General features: G+C 65.8%; 18 protein-coding genes. 6 read left to right on the forward strand and 12 right to left on the reverse strand.

Annotation, left to right across the window (positions count from 1 at the left end):
* The first annotated feature begins 36 nt into the window (after window positions 1-36).
* The 6 genes from ACPEH8_RS15370 to ACPEH8_RS15395 all read left to right on the forward strand — a co-directional run bounded on the left by ACPEH8_RS15370 (window position 37) and on the right by ACPEH8_RS15395 (window position 6,403).
* Complete coding sequence (locus tag ACPEH8_RS15370; RefSeq protein ID WP_153164927.1) at window positions 37-1,140, forward strand: DegT/DnrJ/EryC1/StrS family aminotransferase; 1,104 nt, start codon at window positions 37-39, stop codon at window positions 1,138-1,140.
* A complete protein-coding gene (locus ACPEH8_RS15375; protein ID WP_017354702.1) occupies window positions 1,125-2,093 on the forward strand; it encodes a glycosyltransferase family 2 protein in 969 nt (322 codons plus the stop codon). The genes ACPEH8_RS15370 and ACPEH8_RS15375 overlap by 16 nt, the downstream gene beginning before the upstream one ends.
* Window positions 2,090-3,022, forward strand: a complete 933-nt coding sequence (locus tag ACPEH8_RS15380) for a WxcM-like domain-containing protein (RefSeq protein WP_017354703.1) — start codon at window positions 2,090-2,092, stop codon at window positions 3,020-3,022. Before ACPEH8_RS15375 ends, ACPEH8_RS15380 begins: the two co-directional genes overlap by 4 nt.
* On the forward strand, window positions 3,009-3,437 hold the full coding sequence (locus ACPEH8_RS15385) for a GtrA family protein (RefSeq protein WP_017354704.1): 429 nt from the start codon (window positions 3,009-3,011) through the stop codon (window positions 3,435-3,437). Before ACPEH8_RS15380 ends, ACPEH8_RS15385 begins: the two co-directional genes overlap by 14 nt.
* A gap of 51 nt (window positions 3,438-3,488) precedes the next feature.
* The gene (locus ACPEH8_RS15390) at window positions 3,489-5,690 is read left to right on the forward strand and encodes a hypothetical protein (protein ID WP_165699800.1); all 2,202 of its coding nucleotides are present in this window, start codon (window positions 3,489-3,491) and stop codon (window positions 5,688-5,690) included.
* Window positions 5,691-5,797: 107 nt separating this feature from the next.
* On the forward strand, window positions 5,798-6,403 hold the full coding sequence (locus tag ACPEH8_RS15395) for a hypothetical protein (protein WP_153164928.1): 606 nt from the start codon (window positions 5,798-5,800) through the stop codon (window positions 6,401-6,403).
* Between the two features lie 103 nt (window positions 6,404-6,506).
* Here ACPEH8_RS15395 and ACPEH8_RS15400 read toward each other — a convergent pair whose 3' ends face one another.
* The 12 genes from ACPEH8_RS15400 to ACPEH8_RS15455 all read right to left on the reverse strand — a co-directional run bounded on the left by ACPEH8_RS15400 (window position 6,507) and on the right by ACPEH8_RS15455 (window position 20,404).
* Window positions 6,507-7,391 carry an NAD-dependent epimerase/dehydratase family protein gene (locus tag ACPEH8_RS15400; protein ID WP_026070554.1) on the reverse strand — a complete coding sequence of 295 codons (885 nt, stop codon included), beginning with the start codon at window positions 7,389-7,391 and terminating at the stop codon, window positions 6,507-6,509.
* A 105-nt stretch (window positions 7,392-7,496) separates the two neighbouring features.
* Window positions 7,497-8,531 (reverse strand): GDP-mannose 4,6-dehydratase, encoded by a 1,035-nt coding sequence (gene gmd / locus ACPEH8_RS15405; protein WP_026070555.1) that lies wholly within the window; start codon window positions 8,529-8,531, stop codon window positions 7,497-7,499.
* Between the two features lie 47 nt (window positions 8,532-8,578).
* Window positions 8,579-9,874, reverse strand: a complete 1,296-nt coding sequence (locus tag ACPEH8_RS15410) for a glycosyltransferase family 4 protein (protein ID WP_423667338.1) — start codon at window positions 9,872-9,874, stop codon at window positions 8,579-8,581.
* Window positions 9,871-10,908: a glycosyltransferase family 4 protein gene (locus ACPEH8_RS15415; protein WP_017354711.1), complete on the reverse strand. Its 1,038-nt coding sequence runs from the start codon at window positions 10,906-10,908 to the stop codon at window positions 9,871-9,873. The genes ACPEH8_RS15410 and ACPEH8_RS15415 overlap by 4 nt, the downstream gene beginning before the upstream one ends.
* Window positions 10,905-11,942: a glycosyltransferase family 4 protein gene (locus ACPEH8_RS15420; protein ID WP_017354712.1), complete on the reverse strand. Its 1,038-nt coding sequence runs from the start codon at window positions 11,940-11,942 to the stop codon at window positions 10,905-10,907. The genes ACPEH8_RS15415 and ACPEH8_RS15420 overlap by 4 nt, the downstream gene beginning before the upstream one ends.
* A 2-nt stretch (window positions 11,943-11,944) precedes the next feature.
* Window positions 11,945-13,069 (reverse strand): DegT/DnrJ/EryC1/StrS family aminotransferase, encoded by a 1,125-nt coding sequence (locus tag ACPEH8_RS15425; protein WP_026070556.1) that lies wholly within the window; start codon window positions 13,067-13,069, stop codon window positions 11,945-11,947.
* 3 nt (window positions 13,070-13,072) lie between these two features.
* Complete coding sequence (locus tag ACPEH8_RS15430) at window positions 13,073-13,705, reverse strand: acetyltransferase (RefSeq protein ID WP_423667341.1); 633 nt, start codon at window positions 13,703-13,705, stop codon at window positions 13,073-13,075.
* A complete protein-coding gene (locus ACPEH8_RS15435) occupies window positions 13,702-16,230 on the reverse strand; it encodes an FkbM family methyltransferase (protein WP_423667344.1) in 2,529 nt (842 codons plus the stop codon). Before ACPEH8_RS15435 ends, ACPEH8_RS15430 begins: the two co-directional genes overlap by 4 nt.
* Window positions 16,211-16,969, reverse strand: coding sequence for an ABC transporter ATP-binding protein (locus tag ACPEH8_RS15440; protein WP_017354716.1), 759 nt, complete (start codon window positions 16,967-16,969; stop codon window positions 16,211-16,213). The genes ACPEH8_RS15435 and ACPEH8_RS15440 overlap by 20 nt, the downstream gene beginning before the upstream one ends.
* Before the next feature lies 1 nt (window position 16,970).
* Entirely contained in the window at window positions 16,971-17,759 is a 789-nt protein-coding gene (locus tag ACPEH8_RS15445; RefSeq protein WP_017354717.1) for an ABC transporter permease, read from the reverse strand.
* A complete protein-coding gene (locus ACPEH8_RS15450; protein ID WP_166472589.1) occupies window positions 17,759-19,168 on the reverse strand; it encodes a glycosyltransferase family 4 protein in 1,410 nt (469 codons plus the stop codon). The genes ACPEH8_RS15445 and ACPEH8_RS15450 overlap by 1 nt, the downstream gene beginning before the upstream one ends.
* A 51-nt stretch (window positions 19,169-19,219) precedes the next feature.
* Window positions 19,220-20,404 carry a cystathionine gamma-synthase gene (locus ACPEH8_RS15455; protein ID WP_423667347.1) on the reverse strand — a complete coding sequence of 395 codons (1,185 nt, stop codon included), beginning with the start codon at window positions 20,402-20,404 and terminating at the stop codon, window positions 19,220-19,222.
* Between the last annotated feature and the right edge of the window lie 26 nt (window positions 20,405-20,430).

Below are 20,430 nucleotides of genomic sequence, written 5' to 3' on the forward strand. Positions count from 1 at the left end.
GCCCGCCCCTTCCCTCTTTTCTTGCAGCCAACATCCATGACCACCCAGATTCCCGTCAACTCCCTGTCACGGCATATCGCCCCCCTGCAGGAGCAGTTGGGCGCCATCGCGGGACAGATCATCGCGAGCGGTTATTACGTGCTCGGCCCGAACGTCAAGGCCTTCGAGCAGGAGTTCGCCGCGTATTGCGGCGCCGCGCACTGCGTCAGCGTGGCCAACGGTACCGATGCGCTGGAACTGTCCCTGCGTGCCCTTGGCGTGACCGAGGGTGACACGGTCGGCGTGGTCGCCAACGCGGCGATGTACGGCACGTCGGCCGTCCTGGCCTGCGGCGCAACGCCGCTGTTCATCGACACCGAGGCAACCACCGGCGTGATGTCGGTGGCGTGCCTGCAGGCAGCGCTGGACGACGGCGCTGCGCCGAAGGCGGTCATCGTCACCCACCTGTACGGTCAGCTGGCCGATATCGAGGCGATCGTGGCACTGTGCCACGCGCGTGGCATCAAGGTAGTGGAAGACTGCGCCCAGGCACATGGCGCCACGCGCAACCAGACGCGCGCCGGCAGCTTCGGCGACATCGCCAGCTTCAGCTTCTACCCGACCAAGAACCTGGGTGCACTGGGCGACGGCGGCGCGATTGTCAGCAATGACGCTGCACTGGCCCAGACTGCCGCACAGCTGCGCCAGTACGGCTGGTCGGCCAAGTACACCAACAGCCTGCGCGGTGGCCGCAACAGCCGACTGGACGAAATCCAGGCGGCGATGCTGCGCGCGATGCTGCCGCACCTGGATGCGTGGAATGCGCGCCGCCGCGACATCGCCAACCGCTATGCCGCCGGCATCCGCAACCCGCGCATCCAGGTGGCAGCGCCGGTGGGCGAGGACAACGTGGCCCACCTGTACGTGGTGCGCACCGATGATCGCGATGCCCTGCGCAGCCACCTGCAGGCGGCCGGCGTGCAGACCGAGATCCACTATCCGCTGTGCGACCACCGCCAGCCGTGCCATGCCGGCGCGTTCGATGCCGTGCGGCTGCCTGCCACCGAAGCCGATGCCGAGCGCGTGCTCACCTTGCCCTGCTTCCCGGAACTGACCGACGAAGAAGCCGACCAGGTCATCGCCGCATGCAACCGGTTCTGAGCCGCGCGGCGCCATCGCTTGGGCTGGTCGTCCCGATCTACCGCAACGAGGGGTCGATCGACGACCTGCTGCAGGCGGTCGATCACATCTCCCGGTCGGTGGACGGCGACTTCGAAGCCATCTTCGTGGTCGACGGCAGTCCGGATCGCAGCCATGCGCTGCTGCGCGAGAAACTGCCGCAGTGCGCGTTCCGCGCCCAGCTGGTCAACCTGACCCGCAACTTCGGCGCGTTCCCGGCCATCCGTACCGGGCTGCAGCAGAGCCGGGCCGACGTGACCGCAGTGATGGCGGCCGATCTGCAGGAGCCGCCGGATCTGGTGATCAACTTCTGGAAGCGCTACGCCGCCGACCACTACGATGTCGCCTTCGGCATCCGCGAGGCACGGCAGGACCCGATGGGCTCCAAGCTGGCGTCCACCGCCTTCTGGGCGCTGTACCGCCGCTTGGTCATCAAGGATATTCCGAAGGGCGGCGTGGACATCTTCGCGGTAAGCGCGGATTTCCGCGAGCGCCTGCTGCTGCTCAACGAATCGCATTCCAGCCTGCTGGCACAGCTGTTCTGGCTCGGGGGCAAGCGCGAGTTCGTCCCGTATCAGCGCCGCGAACGCCAGCACGGCAAGAGCGCGTGGACGCTGAGCAAGAAGCTGCGCTACCTGTCCGACAGCGTATTCGCCTTTACCGATCTGCCGGTGCGGATGCTCACGGCACTGGGCCTGCTGGCGCTGGTGTTCACCGTGCTGCTCGGCGTACTGGTGGTGGCAGCCAAGCTATCCGGCCTGGTCACCGTGCCCGGCTATGCCGGCACCATCCTGACGGTCCTGTTCTTCGGCGCCCTCAATTCTTTGGGCCTCGGCATTGTCGGCACCTACGCCTGGCATGCGTTTGAGAACACCAAGGCGCGTCCCCTGTCGATCACCCAATCGGTCGAGACCTTCGAGAAGGAAGTCACGTGAGTCATTTCGTTCATCCCAACGCCCTGTGCGAGAGCGACCAGATCGGCGACGGCACCCGGATCTGGGCCTTCGCCCATGTACTGCCGGGCGCGCGCCTGGGCAGCGACTGCAACATCTGCGACGGCGTCTTTGTCGAATCGGACGTGGTGGTCGGCGACCGCGTCACCATCAAGTGCGGTGTCCAGCTGTGGAACGGCGTGCGCCTGGGTGACGACGTGTTCGTCGGCCCCAATGCCACCTTCACCAATGACCTGTTCCCGCGCAGCAAGGTCTACCCCGACCAGTTCCTGGGCACCGTGGTGGAAGCCGGCGCGTCGATTGGTGCCAACGCCACGATCCTGGCGGGCACCACCATCGGCAGCGGCGCAATGATCGGTGCCGGGGCGGTGGTGACCCGTTCGGTCCCCCCGAATGCGATCGTGGTCGGCAATCCCGGGCGCATCGTCGGCTACGTCAGCGACAAGGACGGCGCCGCGCACGCGCCGCAGATCAACGCACCGCAGGGCATCGCCGAAACCGCCGTACCGGGCGTCAAGCTGTACACCATGCCGAGCTACGTGGACATCCGCGGCTCGTTGTCGGTCGGTGATTTTGATTCCTTCCTGCCGTTCGCAGCCAAGCGCTACTTCCTGGTGTACGGCGTGCCCACCCAGGAAACCCGCGGCGAGCACGCGCACAAGCGTTGCCACCAGTTCCTGGTCTGCGTGTCGGGGTCGGTGCGTGTGCTGGCCGATGACGGTACCCGCCGCATCGATGTCGAATTGAATTCGCCCAGCCAGGGCATTCACCTGCCGCCGATGATCTGGGGTACCCAGTACAAGTATTCCAAGGATGCCGTACTGCTGGTGTTCGCGTCCGAACCCTACGATTCGGACGAGTACATCCGCGACTACGCCAGCTTCAAGTCGCTGGCACATGCCGCAGGTTGATACCGGCGCTCCCGGCGGTCTGCCGACCGGACCGCAACGCCCGCCGCTGCACGTGCTGGCGCTGCGTTTCCTGGTCGGTGGCGCCCTCAACACGGGCGCCACCCTGGTGCTGTACTGGGTGCTGCTGCGGTTCATGCATTACCAGGCGGCGTACCTGATCAGCTACTGCGCCGGCATCGTACTCAGCTACGCCTTGAACACGCGCTATGTGTTCAAGGCCCGGCACAGCTGGCTGAAGTTCGCGGCGTTCCCGCTGATCTACGCCGTTGTGTATGTGCTGGGTGCGCTCACGCTCAAGGTGACGGTGGGCTACTTCCACGTCCCGGCCGCACTGGGTCCCATCATTTCCATCGTCGTCACGCTTCCTGTTTCCTTCCTGCTGACCCGTGCGCTTCTGCAGCGTCCGGATCGCTAACCGCATCGCAGCGCGGAGTCATCCTCCGTCTGCCCGGCATCGAGTCCGTCCATGAGCCTGAACACCCCGCCTTCCCCATCCACCGCGCTGTTCCGCCGCTGGAGCTTCCTTGTCCTGCCGTGCGCGATCATGGTCGCGCTGCTGTGGTTGCCCTTTGGCTTCAGCATCACCGGCCTTATCGAAGAATGGGACGTGCTTGCGCTGTTCACGCTGCGCGAACCCTTCATCTGGGTGAGCCCCGACGGCCCGCTGGCCCCGCACCGGCTGCGTCCCCTGACCGTGGCTCCGCATGCGATCGGCTACCTGCTCGATCCCAACTCGTTCGCCTATTGGCACGCGCTGTTGATGGGCTCGCTGCTGCTCAAGGGTATCGGCGCCGGCCTGATGGGTTGGTGGCTGACCCATTCGCGTCGCTGGGCGGCGGTGCTCGGGCTGCTGGTGGTGTTCTACCCCGCCGACACGATGCAGCTCTCGTTCCGCTCCTTCCATATCGACTGGTCGATCTCGCTGTCGCTGCTTGCCGTGGCCCTGTGCGCGTTCGGTTACACCCTGCAGAAGCCCTGGCAGCGTGCCATTGCGATGCTGCTGGCGGTTCCCTGCGCCGTCCTCGCCACGTTCGCCTATGAGGCCGCGCTGACCTTCGTCGTCGTTCCGCTGCTGCTGCTGTACGCGCGCTTCGGTGTGCGCGGCGCTCTGGCCAAGGTCAACGGACACCGCATCGTCAGCGCTGCCTGGATCGCCGGCATTCTGGTCAACGTCGCCTACGTGCTGTACGCCAAGGGCAGCGGTGAAACCTACCAGGCCAGCCTGGTGGGAACCGCCATGCAGATCGACGTGGTGGACCGCCTTCAGCGCGTGGTGGGAATCGGCTTCGGTCGCACCCTCGTCGGCGGTTGGCTGGATGCCCTGGCCATCACCTGGTTCGAGTACCGCACCCACCTCTATCTGGCTCTGTGCGCGGTCCTGGTCGGTTACACCGTCTGGCGCAGCAGCCGGGCCCTGCCGGGCGAGAATGCCCTGGCCGACATCGCCACGCCGTCCACCTCGGTGGTACGCCTGGGGATTACCGGTCTGGTGATGATCGGCCTGGGCTACCTGCCCTTCGCCGCGTCCCTGCCGCACCTGGAGATTTCCCAGCGTACCTTCCTGGGGGCAGCACCCGGTGGCGCCCTTCTGTGCGTCGGCGTGCTGATCGCCCTCACCCGCCGCAGCTGGGGGCTGGGTGTGGTCGTGACGGCGGCTGCCCTGGTGGTCGCCTTTGCCGCCCAGATGTTCCAGTTCGACCATTACCGACGCCTGTCGGCCACGCAGCAGACCCTGCTCGGCGACATCGTCGGGAACGTGCCCCCGCCCCGGCTCGACCAGACCCTGGTCATCATCGACAAGCGCGACCAGCTCAACGACGTCTGGATGGTCCGCGAGGGGATGGTGATGGCACTGACCTATCTGTACGACCGCCCGATCGAGCGGCCGATCATCTGCAGCCCGTCTGGCAACGTCTGGCAGTTCCCCAACGTGGAGGGACGGCTGGGTACCTGCGAAGCAACCGAGGACGGCTGGAACCTGACCGAGGCGCCGCTGGTGAGTGCCCCGGGCACCCCGGCAGCGACCCGCCAGATCAAGCGCAGTGCCGCCGTAGTGGTCACCCTGGAGGCGGACGGCACCACCACGTCCAGCGCCTCCCCGGAGGCGCTGGAGAACTACCGGCGCTTGCTCGAAACCGGCCACTCCAGCGTGGCCGAACGCTACCGCAACATCCTGCGCCGTCAGCCCTGGCCGCTGGCCTTCGAGCAGTTCCGTACCGAGCGCGCCAGCGACCGCTTCCGCTGGGACTTCGGTCGGTGGTGGAGCATGGAGCAGCCGACCCGTGGGTCGGGCTGGATCGCCGGCCGCTGGACGATTGCCAACCACACCCTGCCGGTCTGGCGCTCGGCCGCCTGGAAGACCCTCCCGGAAGCGACCCTGCAGTTCGACCTGCTGCCGGACGCCCGCCCGTATACGCTGACGGCCCGTGTCCTGCAGATCGTGCCGCCGACCACGCCGGAGTCGATCAAGCTGCGTGTCAATGACCATCTGATCGCAGTGACGTGGAAGGACGCCAGCACGCTGAGCGCCGAGGTTCCAGCCGACGCGCTGAAGATCGGCACCAATGTGATCGCCTTCGACAGCCCGGTGACCCGCGACCCCACCCCCCTGAGTTTCCTCATCGACTGGGTGTCTCTGGACCCCGTACCCCCCTCTCCCGCGAACTGATCCGGCGCTGTATCATTCGCCCGGTTGCATGTCCACCATTCCACGCCCTGGAAGGATTGCCGTCGATGGATCCGACCACTTCAATCCAACAGCTCATCGAGCATTTCATGAATACACAGTACCGCAGGTTTGCATTCCCCCTGATTCTTGCCTCCACCTTCGCACTGGCGGCCTGTTCCTCCAACGAAAGCGAAGCGCCGGCGGCGGCTGAACAGGCTGCTGCTCCGGCAGAAGCGCCGGCGGCGGCGGCCAGCCAGAACAAGCCGCTGACCCAGGAAGAAGTCTCGATCGCCATCGAACAGGTGGGTCAGGCCACCTACAACGCGGCTGACGACACCCTGACCGTGGCCTTCAAGGTCACCAACAACGGCAAGGTCGCGCTGCCGGCCAACGGCGGCCAGAATGTGTCCGCCGGCGTGCTGCAGCTGGTGCCGGACCCGGCCAACCCGGAAGGCAAGCGTGGCCAGGACATCGGTCGCGCCGTGCTGAATGGCGATCTGCAGGTCGGCCAGTCGCAGGAACTGAAGGCCTCCGTGCCGGCAGCCCTGCTGGTCGGCAACAAGCTGCAGGTTGAACTGCTGCAGGAAGCCGTTGCATGGTTCGGCTTCAACTTCCAGCAGCCGGTGCTGGTGCTGGGCCCGTTCGCGCGCTGCGCCGACGGCAAGGGCCTGTGCGACGACAAGGGTGCGCCGATCACGGCAGCTACCCCGTAATTTTGCGGTAAACGCTTGAAAAAACGCCCCGGCAGCGCGCTGCGCTCCGGGGCGTTTTCATGTCAGGACCGCGCCATCGGCACCGTCCGGGAGGCCGCCAGGATCAGGCGTCGAGCATCCACTGCAGGGTTTCCCGCAGCGGCCGGAAGGTGATGCCGCCGGTCAGCGCCATGAAGCGCGCATTGGAGCCGGCAAGCCGGTCCACGTCATGGCTGCGGATCAGGCCCGAATCGCTTTCAATGGCGAAATCCAGGCCGGACAGCTCGCTGACGATATCGATGACCGTGCGCAGCGAGGTGGATACGCCGCTGCAGATGTTGACGACATCGCCGCGGCAGCGCTGCTCGATCAGCATGCCGTAGCAACGGACCAGATCGCGGACATCGGTGAAATCCCGCTCCACGTCCAGGTTGCCAAGCCGCAGGTCGGTACTGCCGCGCCGGGCGTGGTCGATCACCTTGGCCACAAAGAACGAGGGCGACTGGCCGACCCCGGTGTAATTGAACGGACGCGTCACCATGATCGGCAATCGGTCCATATACAGGCGCGCCACATGTTCGCTGGCGACCTTGCTGATGGCGTAATCGTTGAAGGGTGCCATCGGCGACTGCTCGGTGAGCAGTTCGCTGGAGGAGGCACCGTACACGTGCGCGCTGCTGGGCAGCACCACGCTGTGCAGGGGCGTATCCAACTCGACCAGCGCATCGAGCAGATTGCGCGTGCCCATGATGTTGGCCTGGTAGATCGCCGAGACGTCACGGTGCGCGACGTGCGAGACGCCCGCCAGGTGGACGACGACCTGGGGCTGGATGCGGGACAGCGCCGCCGCCAGTGCATCGCGGTCCAGGATGTCGGCGATGACGTGCTCACGCCCTGCGATCGGGCTGCGGCTGATTCCCTGCACCTGGTAACCAAGCCGTTCCAGCTCGGCGGCCATGTAAGGGCCCGTGAATCCCTCGATTCCGGTTATCGCTGCGATGGGCTTCATGGGAGAGTTCCGTTGAGGTTCGACTGCCTAGGTGGAACCGCGGTGGACGGACCGGAGTACCGGCCCGTCCCACGCGATTGGACGATTAAGCAACGACTTCGCCGGTCAGAACGATGCGCCGGCCTCATTGCGGCGCAGGTCGGCAGCCACCATCATCTCGCACAGCTCTTCCAGCGTGGTGGACGGTTCCCAGCCCAGCTCGCGCTTGGCCTTTTCCGGGTTGCCGATCAGCAGGTCCACTTCGGCCGGACGGTGGAACTTCGGGTTGATCTTGACCAGGGTCTTGCCCGAGGCGCTGCAGGTGCCCACTTCGTCCAGGCCGGTGCCATTCCAGGCCAGGTCCACGCCGATGGCCTTGAACGCCATCGTCACGAAGTCGCGCACGGTCTCGGTACGGTTGGTGGCCAGCACGTAGGTGTCCGGCTTGTCGGCCTGCAGCATCCGCCACATGCCTTCCACGTATTCCTTGGCAAAGCCCCAGTCACGCTTGGCGTCCAGGTTGCCCAGCTCCAGCACATCCAGCTTGCCCAGCTTGATCTTGGCGACCGAGTCGGTGATCTTGCGGGTCACGAACTCGCGGCCGCGCAGCGGGGACTCGTGGTTGAACAGGATGCCGCTGGACGCGAACATGTCGTAGGACTCGCGGTAGTTCACCGTCATCCAGTGCGCGTAGAGCTTGGCCACGCCGTACGGGCTGCGCGGGTAGAACTGGGTCTGCTCGGTCTGCGGCACCTGCTGTACCAGGCCGAACATCTCCGAGGTCGACGCCTGGTAGAAGCGGATCTTCGGGTTGACCGCACGGATGGCTTCGAGCAGGTTCAGTGCGCCCAGCGCGGTGATCTGCGCGGTCAGCACGGGTTGGTCGAAGGACACGCCCACGAAGCTCTGGGCAGCCAGGTTGTAGACCTCGGTGGCCTCGCTTTCCTGCAGCAGGCGGATCGACGACCCCAGGTCCTGCAGGTCGTGCTCGACCAGGTGCAGATTCGGGTGCTTCTCGATGCCGAGCTCTTCAATACGCCAGAAGTTGACCGAGCTGGTACGGCGGTAGGTGCCGTAGACCTTGTAGCCCTTTTCAAGGAGCAACTGCGCCAGGTAAGCGCCGTCCTGGCCGGAAATACCGGTGATAACTGCAGATTTCATGGTTTTCATTCCTGGGTGATGAGGTGAAGTGAAGGTCGGCGCGACGCTCACAGGGCAAACATGCGGTCCAGCGCGTCAGCGACCCTGCCGGCGGCGGGACTGTTGCCCGGGATGCCCATCCGGCCAAGCTCACGGCCCAGCGCCTTGCTGGTCAGCAGGTACGGCTCGCATGCGATGAACTCGGGGATGAGCTGATCCAGGCCGGTGGCATAGTGTTTGGCGGAGAACTCGCCGTGTGCCCATTCGCGGGCACGTGCGCCCATCTGCCGACCTTCGGTGCGATGGCGGTCGATGTGCTGGAGCTGTGCAAGCAGTTCGTCTTCGCAATCGCCCTGCGGAATCTTGAGCACGTACTCATCGGGCAGATCGGCATAGAAGCCTGCGTTGGAGACAATCACCGGGACGCCGGACTGCATGCCTTCCACCGCCGACGCAGACGCGCCTTCCAGCGCCGGATCGCGCAGGCAGCAGATGGCATCGGCCTCGGCCATGCCTTCGATCAGGCGTTCGTCGCTGACGCGGCCTTCCAGGGTCAGTCCGAGGAAACCGACCTCGGCGCAGATCGCCTCCAGGCGCCGGCGTTCCTGGTCGCCCACACCGCCGAGCACGTGGTACTCGGTGCGTGCCGCCAGTTCGGGGTCGCGCGCCAAGGCGCGCACGACCTTGTCCACGCACTTGTTCGGATTGACCACACCCAGCGTGCACAGGCGCAGGCGCGAGCGGTCCTCCACCGGCGCGCGGCGATCCTGCGGCACGTTCGGCGCGGGGTAGGCAAGCGACAGCTTGTGCACCGGCCCCGGGCAGCGGGCCTGGACCTTGGCGCGGTAGAACTCGGAATGGATGATGCAGCCGAGCAGGTCGGAGACCGCCCACTGCGTCATCGGGAAATGCTCGGCAGCCACGGTCATGATGGTTTCGCTGGTCGCTGCCGCGCACAGTTCACCCGCCTCCTGGCCGTAAAGGCCCTGGATCACGCGCGGGGCATCCTGCGGCCGGCCTTCGGCCTTCAGGCGATCCCAGAACAGGTTCAGCACGAACCAGTCATGCATGACACCGACGAACGGGCGCTTGCGTGCCAGCTCGAAGATGCCGCCGTGGAACCCGTAGTGGTCGCCGATGTTGGCAAATACCAGATCGGCCGTCCGCAGCCACTCCTCTTCCATCGCACTGCCCGGCACGAGTACCACCGGATCGGGCAGCGGGGCATTGAGTGCGGCGTCGCCGGTTTCGGTGCGGTAGATCGCCACATCGTGGCCCAGCGCGCGCAGTTCGGCGACGACATGGCTGCTGAAACGTGCGATTGCCGAAGGACCGCAGTAGGGGCCCGCCCAGATAAGCTTCATCGGGTCAGTTTCTCCACCGTTGTGGCCCAGTTGATGTCCAGGCGGGTCCAGCTTTCGTAGGCGTTCTGCCCACGCTCCAGCGTCACCGCCCGGGTGGCGAAGGCCTGCGTCAGTGCCGCGGCGATCTGCGTGGTGTCGTCGGCGCAGACCCAGCCGTTGTCGCCGTCCTTGATCAGCTCGGTCAGGTCGCCCGAATCGTCCACCGTGATCACCGCCTTGCGGGCTTGGCAGGCTTCCATCGTGACGTACCCGAAGGAGTCCTCGGCCATCGGCAGGTAGGCGCAGGCCAGTGCACCGTTGACGTAGTCGGCGATGGTCTGGCGCGGATGGAAGCCGATATCCAGCTTCACCCGGCCCTGCAGACCGTGCGTCTCGACCAGCGCGCGCAGGCGGTCGGCATCTTCCGGCGTGTCGGCCGGCCCGGCCACGATCAGCTTGACCGGCGCCTTGGTCAGCGCCATCGCCTCGATCAGGCGGTGCTGGCGCTTGCCGGCATTGATGCGGCCACCGGCGAAGATGTAATCGCCGTGGGCGCCACCGGTAAACAGCTCGGTATCGTTCAACGGCGCACGCAGCAGCTCGGACGGAATGCCGTTGTAGTGCATCAGGCGATCCTGCACCGTACGGCCGACGGCGTAGACGCCACGGCCCAGGGAGAAGGCATCGTTGTCGGCCTCGGTGATCGCCGAGCGGATCTGCCGGCCCTCCGGGGTGTTGGGAATATTGCTGTGGCCCGAATCCCACATGTCATAGGCCTGGCGATACTGGTGCGCCAGCCAGAACACCTTGTCATCGAAGGGCAGCAGATAGGCCGGGAACTTCATCGCGATCACGCGATCGACGTTGATCAGGCGCATGCTGCGGCACATCAGCATTTCGCCGACGATGCGTTCCGGCGGATGCCAGGTGAACGGAATGCGCAGCAGCTCGGACTGGTGACCGGCCTTGCGCAGGTTCAGCACCAGCTGATCGGCCAGCTCCTCGGCGCCACCGCGCAGCCCGGGCACCATGTTGTTGACGACCAGTACCTTCATGACAGCAACCGCTCCAGCACGTGGTCCCAATTGATCTTCAGTTCCTGCACGCGCGCCTTGGCCGCCTCACCCATGCGACGGGTGTGCTCACGATCGCGCCACAGTGCATCGATCACCTCGGCCAGCGCACGTGGATCCGGCTCGGCGATCATGCCGTTGACGCCATGCTCGACGAACTCGAGCACGCCGCCCGAATCGGTGGTGGTGATGACCGGCTTGGACGATTGTGCCGCCTCCAGCGAGGGATACCCATAGGAATCCTCGTCTTCCGGCAGGTACGCCGCCGCCAGCGCGGTGGACAGCCACTGCGCCTTCTCTTCCTCGGTGATCCAGCGGTCCACGCAGGCCACGCGATCCTGCAGCCCTTCGGCCACGATGAAGGCGCGCAGACCATTGGTGTAGCCCGGCCCGCTGCTGGTGCCGCACAGGCGCAGCTTGACCGGCGTGGTCACGTACTTGAAGGCCTCCAGCAGCAGGTGCTGGCGCTTGTGGTGCTCCATCCGGCAGATGTAGACGATCTCGTCGCCCTGCTGGTCGTTGCGGAAGTGCGACACGTCGAACAGCGGCGGATACAGCACCTCCGCGTTCAGGCCGTTGTAGCGCTTGACCCGGTCGGCGACCACCTGCGAGTTGGTGAACAGACGGTGCGATTCAGCCAGTGCCGTGGTATCGGCCCGCACCAGCGCCCCGCGTAATGCGCGATGACGCGCATCGTCTGGGAAGCCGCGGTAGGAGGTGTCCCACATGTCGTAGTACATGCGGAAATGGTGGATGAACCACGCCACTTTCTTGGGGTGCTGGATCAGATGCGCCGGCGGCCGGGTGGTGATCACCCGGTCCACCGAATCGGACAGATCCATCATCCGGTACGCGGCCATCTGCTGCAGCAGGTCGGTGGGGGTCTCCACCATTGGCAGGTAGATGATCTCGACCTCGTGCCCGTGTTCACGCAGTCGGCTTCCGAGCCAGTCAACGATGAAGCGCGCTCCACCATTGACGAAGGGGACGAACGAGGAGCAGATGGCGATACGCAAGGTCAGCTGCCCACGCGTCGCAGTGCCGACACCAGCGAGGCGACCACGCGCTCGATGTCTTCGGCTTCCAGCTGGGCATGCGTCGGCAGGTTGATGCCACGCGCGGCCTGGTCGTTGGCGACCGGGTAGCGGCTGCCATCCTCCAGGTACGGCGGCAGCACGTGCATCGGATAGAACACCGGGCGGGTTTCGATCCCGTCGGCATCCATCAGGCGCATCACTTCGTCGCGCTGCGCGTCGGTCAGACCGGTCAGCAGCACGGTGTACATCCAGTACACGTGGTGCGCGTAATCGGCCACGACCGGACGCTCGATGATATCGGCATGCGCCGCCAGGGCCTGCTCATACCAGCCAGCCACCTTCTGGCGTGCTGCCAGGGCATCGTCGATACGCTCCATCTGCGCCAGGCCGATGGCGGCGGCGATGTTGGTCATGCGGTAGTTGAAGCCCACCACCGGGAACCAGTAGCGACGCTTCGGGTCCATGCCCTGGCCACGGTACAGGCGCAGGCGCGCGGCCAGTTCGTCGTCATCGGTGGTGACCATGCCGCCTTCACCGGTGGTGACGATCTTGTTGCCGAAGAAGCTGAAGGTCGCGCAGTCGCCGATGCCGCCCACGCGCTTGCCGTTGTACTCGGCACCGTGTGCTTCGGCAGCGTCTTCGATCACCTTGAGGTTGTGCTTGCGCGCCAGTTCCATCACCGGCCCCATGTCGGTCGGGTGACCGTACAGGTGCACCACGATGATGGCCTTGGTGCGCGGGGTGATCCTGGCTTCCAGCTGGGCCGGATCCATGTTCATCGTGCCGGGTTCGGAATCCACCAGTACCGGCTTGGCATTGCAGTACGCCACCGCATTGGCGGTAGCGATGTAGGTCAGGGTCGGGATCAGGACTTCATCGCCTTCGCCGATACCCAGTGCGACCAGTGCCAGATGGATGGCAGTGGTGCCGTTGTTGATGGCTACCGCGTGGCGCACGCCACAGAAGTCGGCGAAGCTCTGCTCGAACTTGCCGATGAACTCACCGGCCGACGAGATCCACGTCGAGTCGAGACACTGTTCCACGTACTTCTTTTCGTTGCCGGTCAGGCTTGGAACAGCAACTGGAATCCGCTTTGACGCCAACATTGATCAGTCCTTGTTTTTAATTTGTCTTGCCGGCACGCCAACCCAGGTTCCGGGCGAGGCAATGTCCCTTACCACGACCGTACCGGCGCCAACGACGGCACCGTCCATGATCTTGACCCCGGGAATCGCACGCGTCCCGGCGCCCATGAATACGGCGGCACCGACCTCGACGCCGCCCGCAAGGGCGCTGCCAGGTGCAACGTGGGAATAAGGCCCGACGACACAGTCATGGTCGATGGAGGCGTTTGTATTGATTATAGCAAACTCACCAATCCGGGCGTCCGCATTCACCACGGCACCCTCCATGATGGCGCAGCCGCGGCCGACCCTGGCACTGGGGGATACGACCGCCGATCGCCCGATTGCGGCGACCATGTGCAACCCGAGCGCGGCGACGGAGGCGGCGACTTTCTGACGCAGGCGATTGTCACCGAGCGCCACGAACGCCGCATCCACGCCCTGCTTCATCAACCGCGGCAGTTCAACACGCTCGTCGCCCAGCACCGGCACGCCATTGACCACCTGCCCCACCCGCCCCGCGTCCAGGCATGCCACCACCTCGTGCCCTCCGCAGCGCAGCAGGTCGATGATCACCTTGGCATGGCCGCCGGCACCGATCACGGCGACCCGGCTCATGCGGCGGCTCCCGTATTCATCGTGGACGCAAGCGTGCTGCCCGGGCGGCACAGCAGGATGTTGGAGCTGACTTCGTCGCGCAGCGCGGCGAACGCCTCCACCGGCAGACAGGCCCCGGTGAGATCGTCGATGCGGTACAGGTCGAAGCCGTGCCGCACCCGGAATGCCTCCCAGTCGGCCTCGCTGGTCCCGGCCCGGCCGAGGTGCGACACCGCATACTCTGCCACCACGCCAATCTCGGGATTGGCCGCCAGCAGTCCTTCCATACCGGCCAGGACGTCCAGTTCAGCGCCTTCGACGTCGATCTTGACCAGATCGATCCGCCGTTCGCCCAGCAGGCCATCCAGGGTTCGCACGTCCACCCGAACGGTCTCGACCTCTTCATCCAGCGGGTACAGCGAGCTGTGGCCGGCAACAGCGCCGACGTGGAAGGCACGGCCATCCTCGTCCTGGGCGCCCAGCGCCACCGGCAGGACCTTGACCTGCGGCTCAACGCCGCTCAGCCGCAACGATGCCCGCAGGTGTTCAAGGGTGCGCGGCATGGCCTCGATGGCAATCACCTTGCCGCCGGGGCCAACGGCGTGCGCCGCCGCCACGGTGTGCAGGCCGATGTTCGCACCGGCGTCAACGAACACGTCACCGGCCTTCAGCGCATGCTCGATGAACAGGCGCAGACCGCGCTCCACATCGCCGCTGTCGAGCAGGCACATGGCCAGCAGATCGTCGCTTTCGCTACAGGAGAAGGAACCGAACTCGGTGGCGATGATCCAGCCGTCATGGCGGCGCAGGACGCGGCGCGGAGAGGCGGATGCCCCTTGTACCGCCAGGCTGTCCAGCTGCGCCTGCTGCGCGTCCACGCGCTGCTTGATGCTCAGCAGCAGCTCCAGCATCTGACCGACTTCGATCTCGCCGTTGTCCAGCTTCTGGTGCACCAGCCCGACCAGGTGCAACGCCTGGATGGCTGCGCTCTCGTTGGTCTGCGGTGCGCCACGGGCGACCACGCCCAGGCCATCCACGCGTTCACGCAGCGCGATCAGGTGCTCGTGGATCGCGTCCACGTCCACTTCCGGGCGCGCATCCATCGCCTGGACGCCTTCTTCCAGGGTCTCCTGCAACAGCGTGCGCAGGCGCTCGCGTTCGGCCTCATGCCGCTCCTCCATCTGCTGGAGGGTGGTATGCAGGTGCCGGCGCAGCTCATCACCGTCGGCCCATTGGCGTTCGATCACGCTCTGCAGGCTCGACTCGATGCTGCTCTGGGACTGGGTCGCGCGCTCGTGCTGCTGCTGCAGTGACAGGTGCAGCTGCTCGCGGAGTTCACGGATGCCGGTGATCGCATGGCGCGCGTGTTCCTCGCCCTGCTGCTGCACGCGTCGCAAGGCCTGGTCCATGCCGGCCAGCTTGGTATCCACGCTTTCGAACTCACGCAGCATCCGGACCGACTCGCTCAGGGTCTTGTTCAAGGTATCCAGCACGACCGCCACGTCCCGGCCCAGGCCGTCGGTGGTGGCCACGATGGTCTCCAGATTGTCGGCATGCTCGGTGCGGCTGGCTTCCTGCAGCCGCTCGACCTGCTGCGCCGATTCCTCGATGGCCAGCAGGCGCGCGTGGTTCAGTTCAAGGCGATGGATGATGGCATCCACGTCGGAGCCGGCCTTCTGCCGTTCGCGCTCCTGGACCCGTGCATCGATCTCGATATTGTCCACCCGCTCGGCAAGCTCGCGGGTCTGGCGCGCCGAATCGATGCGGATCTGGTCCAGCTGGTAGCGCATCTCGGACAGGTTGCGGCTGACCCGCCGCATCCAGCGCACCACGCGCACGACCGGATTCTTGTCGAGCAGCACCATGCGCCAGATCGGGCCGCGCTTGGCCAGTTCGCGGATGGTTTCGGTTGGACTCTGCGTCAAACGTTCCATTGTCGAACTCCCGTCATGCGCCGGCGCGGTCGCGTCGGCTGGTTCGTCCAGGGGTATCGTCTGGGCAACGGCGGCCGGAGCGACCACGGCGGCGGGACCGATGTCCATGAACTGCAGCGACCGGACCTTGAAGCCCAACAACCGGTTGTCGTCACCCAGGCTCAACGCAGTGGGCGACATCGGGTTGGCGACCTGGAATTCGATCCGGATCATCGGCACCTTGCCGACCATCCGCACGTCGCAGTCGGCGCTGATGCTCGACCAGCCCGACCCGTTGGCCAGGACCTGGTGCGCAGGTCCGCCATTGATCCCGATCGATACCAGCGCACGGTGGCCGGCCGCTTCGAACGCCAGCGCCCCCATGACCACCCGATAACGCCGATCGGCGCTGACGTCGCGCAGGCGGACATCGATCGAGCTGATCGCCCCGCTGGACCAGATGCCGTCGGTCTCCGGCAGCGCGAAGCCGCGCATGGTCACCGCATCCATGCTGGAGTACGGCGAGCTGCTCAGGACAACTTCTTCGCCTGGCGCCAGGTAGCCATCGCTGGCCCGGGACTGCGCCGCCATGTCGGCGGCGTTGCGGACCGCATTACCCAGCGTGAGATTCAATGCCATATCCTTCTGACTTGAGTTGTGAGACCGAAATTTCCCGCAGCGTGCCGTGATTCAGCACGAACACCCGGTTGCAGTACTCGGCGATCGTCTCCGGCGAGTGCGAGGCCAGACAGAAGATCTGCGAGGACTTGATGAACTCGCGCATGCGCTTGGCCGCGCGTTCCTTGAAGGCTTCGTCGCCGACGTCGAACACCTCGTCGACCAGCAGGATGTCGGGCGTGGTGCAGGTGGCCACAGCGAACATCAGGCGCATCGCCATGCCCGCCGAGTAGGTCCGCACCGCCAGCTGCAGGAAGTCGCCAAGATCGGTGAATTCCTCGATCTCGGGGATGCGTGCGTTGATCTCCTTCAGCGGCAGGCCAAGCATCATGCCCATGCGGCGGATGTTCTCGTAGCCGGACAGTTCGGGATCCATCCCGGCACCGACCTCGAACATGGTGGCGACGCGGCCGACCCGCTCGATGCGGCCTTCCAGCGGCGTGTAGATGCCCGCCATCGTGCGCAGCATGGTGCTCTTGCCGGCGCCGTTGTGACCAACGATGCCAACCGCATCGCCGCTGCGCAGGCTGAAGGAGACGTTCTCCAGCGCGGTGACCTGGGTCACCTGGCCGCTGCCGGCCATCAACCGGCCACCGGTTGCGATGCCGACCAGGTTGCGGCGCAGCGACAGGCTGTGCGAGTTGTAGATCGGGTAACGCAGGGTGACGTTTTCGAAGGTGAGCTTGGCGGTCATGTCAGATCCAGAAAGGCAGGCGCAGCTTGGCTTTGTGCAGGAACCAGAAGGCCAGCAACCAGCCCAGCACCGCCATCGCCACCAGCACCAGGTAGGTATGCAGGCTCGGCACGTGGCCCAGCATCGGCGCGCGCAGCACCTCGATCAGATAGGTGAAGGGGTTGTATTCGAGGATGGCCGAGGAGAAGGGCAGGAATTCCAGGCGGTACATGACCGGGCTGATCAGGAACAGCATCGGCATCACCGAGGCCACACCGTACTCCAGGTCGCGATACCGGGCGCCCATCACGCCGAACACGAACGACAGCCAGAGCAGGTTGGCCACGACCAGCAGCATCCCGGGAATGAACAGCAGCGTATTGAGGTTCACGTCGATGCGCATCACCACCGCGACGATCACGAACACCAGCAGGCTGTGCACGAAGTTGACCAGGTAGCGGGTCACCACGCTCATCGGGTGCACCGACAACGGCATCACCACGTTGCGGATGATCGAGGCCTGGCGCACGAACAGGCCGCAGCTCTCGATCAGTACGCCGGACAGCATCTGCCAGATGATCAGGCCGGCGGTCAGCGTGGGGATGAACTTCTCACGCTCGATGTTGAGCAGCTGGCTCCAGAGCAGGCCCAGACCGACCACACCGATCGCGGTGGCCAGGGATTGCCAGAAGGGCCCCAGGATGCTGCGACGGTAGCGCGCACGGATGTCGCCCATCGCGATGTAGAAGGAGACCTTGGCACCCTTGATGCCCTCCTGCAGGTCTTTGAAGGTGGTGGAATAGCTGTGCATCAGTGCGGACTTCCCTGAGGTGGCGTCATTGTCGCCGTGGCATTGCGTGACATCTGGGGGGTGCCGTTGATCGCACTCAAGCGTGCGATGAGTGCGGCGGCGGCGCGTTCGGGGGACAGCGTCTGGAGAACCGAGGCGCGCGCACGCGCACCGATCGCATCGGCCAGCCCGGGCTCGTCGGCCAGCCGGCGCATCCAGTCGGCCGCCTGACCCTCGTCGGCGGCGGCCCAGCGCTGGCCCTCGTGGTGGGCATACTCGCCCTCCTCGACCGGCACCAGCGTGTAGCCGACCAGGGCGCTGTTGTCGGCATCCATGAACTCCATGTTGCCCGACCAGGCCGTGCCGATCACCGGCTTGCCCTGGGCCATGCACTCGGCCAGGCCGAGACCGAAGCCCTCGGCATGGTGCAGCGACACGTACACATCCGCGCAGCGCTGCAGCGCCTGCACGTCGGCCCGGTCCAGCACATGGTCGCGCACGACGATGCGGGCATCCTCGCCGATGCTGTCCAGCAGCAGCTTGAGGCGCTCGGGATTGCGGTGTCCGTTGCTGGTCTTGATCAGCAGCTGCACGTTGCGGTCGCGATCGGGGAACGCGCGCTGGAAGGCACGGATCACCGCGAATGGATTCTTGCGGTGCACGAAGGAGTTGAAGTCGAACGACGTCATGAACACGAACGCACGCGCGTCGATGCCGAAATCGGCCCGCTGCAACCCGCTGTCGCCGACGTCGCTCAACGGCAGCGGCACGCACAGGATCGGCTTGTCGGTCACCCTGGCGAACGCATCGCCAACGTACTGCGACGCCACCAGAATCTCGTCCACCAGTTCAAGTGCCGGCAACCAGGAGGTCGGAATGTTCTCCAGCTCCCAGAACCAGCACGCGATGATGTACTTGCCGGCCAGGCGTGCCTCGCCGATCTGGTCCAGCGATGCCTGCAGGTAGTCCGGATTGATGAAGACCAGGTGCACGCCGTGCGGTGCGTCCTCGCGGATATACGCGTCCAGGCTGCGGTCGTTCCAGTCGTGGGGCAGCTTGATGTCCACGTCGATCAGCGCGGTGGGGTAGCCGGCACCCAGCAGGGCGCGCGCGTACATGCGCGCGCACTCGGCCAGGCCGAACTGCCCGCGCAGGTAGGCAAAGACGTTCACCCCCTGCTCCGGCCCGAAGACCGTGGTCTGGTCGAACAGCCGGACCGGCGCGTCGGTGACGGGCTGCTTCTTGGCGGCCCAGCGCTCGCTGTTGGCGAAGCGGACACCGACCAGTTCCACCGGCGCGTTCAGGCGCGAGGTGACCCGGTCGCGCAGCGACGCCGGGACATGCTGGTACACCGCTTTCAGCCACGGTTGGCGGATCACCCACTGGACCAGGCGGCGGCGGAAGGGGACCTGGAGGGTCGTGTTATGCAACCTGCTTTACCTCGATGAAAAAACGAAGGAACAACCGGCGGATCGGCGGCGTCAGCCCGCCAGCGCCCGCTCCAGATCCACCTGCAGATCCCCCAGGTCTTCCACGCCCACGCTCAGGCGCACCAGCGCATCGCTGATGCCGAGCTGTTCGCGGCGTTCGACCGGGATCGAGGCATGGGTCATCACCGCCGGATGGTTGACCAGGCTCTCCACCCCGCCCAGCGATTCGGCCAGGGTGAACAGCGTGGTGCGCTCGCAGAAGCGCTTGGCCGCCTCGTATCCGCCCTTGAGCACGATCGACACAATGCCGCCGTAGCCGTTCATCTGGCGCGTGGCCAATTCGTGCTGCGGGTGCGAGGTCAGGCCCGGGTAGATGACCTTCTCCACCGCCGGGTGCTTCTCCAGCCACTGGGCCAGGGCCAGCGCATTGGCGCAGTGCGCCTTCATGCGCAGCGGCAGGGTCTTCAGCCCACGCAGGGCCAGGAAGCTGTCGAACGGGCCCTGCACGCCCCCGATGGAGTTCTGCAGGAAGGCCATCTGTTCGGCCAGCTCGGGGTTGTCGCCGACCACCACCATGCCACCGACCATGTCCGAGTGGCCGTTGAGGTACTTGGTGGCCGAGTGCAGCACCAGGTCCGCGCCCAGCTCCAGCGGACGCTGCAGCATCGGCGAGGCGAAGGTGTTGTCCACCACCACGATCAGGCCGTGGCGCCTGGCGATGGCGGCTACCGCGGCGATGTCCACGATCTTCAGCATCGGGTTGGTCGGGGTCTCGATCCAGACCATCTTCGTCTGCGCGGTGATCGCCGCCTCGAAGGCGGCCAGGTCGGTCAAGTCGACGAAGCTGAATTCCAGCCCGGCGGTGCGGCGGCGCACGCGCTCGAACAGGCGGAAGGTGCCGCCGTAGATGTCATCCATCGCCACCACGTGGCTGCCGGCATCGAGCAGTTCCATCACCGTGGCGCTGGCCGCCATGCCCGAGGCGAAGGCGTAGCCGCGGGTGCCGCCTTCCAGCGAGGCCACGCAGCGCTCATAGGCGAAGCGGGTGGGATTGTGCGTGCGCGAGTACTCGAACCCCTGGTGCTCACCCGGGCTGGACTGTGCATAGGTGGAGGTCGCGTAGATCGGCGGCATCACCGCACCGGTGCTCGGGTCCGGCGACTGGCCGCCGTGGATGGCCAGGGTGGCCAGGGCGAGCGCGCGGGCGTCGTGCGCGGAGGAGGCGTGATCGGACATGTTGTTTCCCAGCCAGAGGGGCCCCG

The sequence above is a fragment of the Stenotrophomonas sp. NPDC077461 genome (assembly GCF_049545475.1).
GTDB lineage: Bacteria > Pseudomonadota > Gammaproteobacteria > Xanthomonadales > Xanthomonadaceae > Stenotrophomonas > Stenotrophomonas nematodicola.

Excerpts from the sequence above, each read along its gene's own strand:
- ACPEH8_RS15375 (WP_017354702.1), top strand. The coding sequence starts at position 1,125 with ATGCAACCGGTTCTGAGCCGCGCGGCGCCATCGCTTGGGCTGGTCGTC.
- ACPEH8_RS15395 (WP_153164928.1), top strand. The coding sequence starts at position 5,798 with ATGAATACACAGTACCGCAGGTTTGCATTCCCCCTGATTCTTGCCTCC.
- ACPEH8_RS15410 (WP_423667338.1), bottom strand. The coding sequence starts at position 9,874 with ATGAAGCTTATCTGGGCGGGCCCCTACTGCGGTCCTTCGGCAATCGCA.
- ACPEH8_RS15440 (WP_017354716.1), bottom strand. The coding sequence starts at position 16,969 with ATGACCGCCAAGCTCACCTTCGAAAACGTCACCCTGCGTTACCCGATC.
- ACPEH8_RS15430 (WP_423667341.1), bottom strand. The coding sequence starts at position 13,705 with ATGAGCCGGGTCGCCGTGATCGGTGCCGGCGGCCATGCCAAGGTGATC.
- ACPEH8_RS15425 (WP_026070556.1), bottom strand. The coding sequence starts at position 13,069 with ATGTTGGCGTCAAAGCGGATTCCAGTTGCTGTTCCAAGCCTGACCGGC.
- gmd (WP_026070555.1), bottom strand. The coding sequence starts at position 8,531 with ATGAAATCTGCAGTTATCACCGGTATTTCCGGCCAGGACGGCGCTTAC.
- ACPEH8_RS15400 (WP_026070554.1), bottom strand. The coding sequence starts at position 7,391 with ATGAAGCCCATCGCAGCGATAACCGGAATCGAGGGATTCACGGGCCCT.
- ACPEH8_RS15415 (WP_017354711.1), bottom strand. The coding sequence starts at position 10,908 with ATGAAGGTACTGGTCGTCAACAACATGGTGCCCGGGCTGCGCGGTGGC.
- ACPEH8_RS15445 (WP_017354717.1), bottom strand. The coding sequence starts at position 17,759 with ATGCACAGCTATTCCACCACCTTCAAAGACCTGCAGGAGGGCATCAAG.
- ACPEH8_RS15390 (WP_165699800.1), top strand. The coding sequence starts at position 3,489 with ATGAGCCTGAACACCCCGCCTTCCCCATCCACCGCGCTGTTCCGCCGC.
- ACPEH8_RS15385 (WP_017354704.1), top strand. The coding sequence starts at position 3,009 with ATGCCGCAGGTTGATACCGGCGCTCCCGGCGGTCTGCCGACCGGACCG.
- ACPEH8_RS15370 (WP_153164927.1), top strand. The coding sequence starts at position 37 with ATGACCACCCAGATTCCCGTCAACTCCCTGTCACGGCATATCGCCCCC.
- ACPEH8_RS15455 (WP_423667347.1), bottom strand. The coding sequence starts at position 20,404 with ATGTCCGATCACGCCTCCTCCGCGCACGACGCCCGCGCGCTCGCCCTG.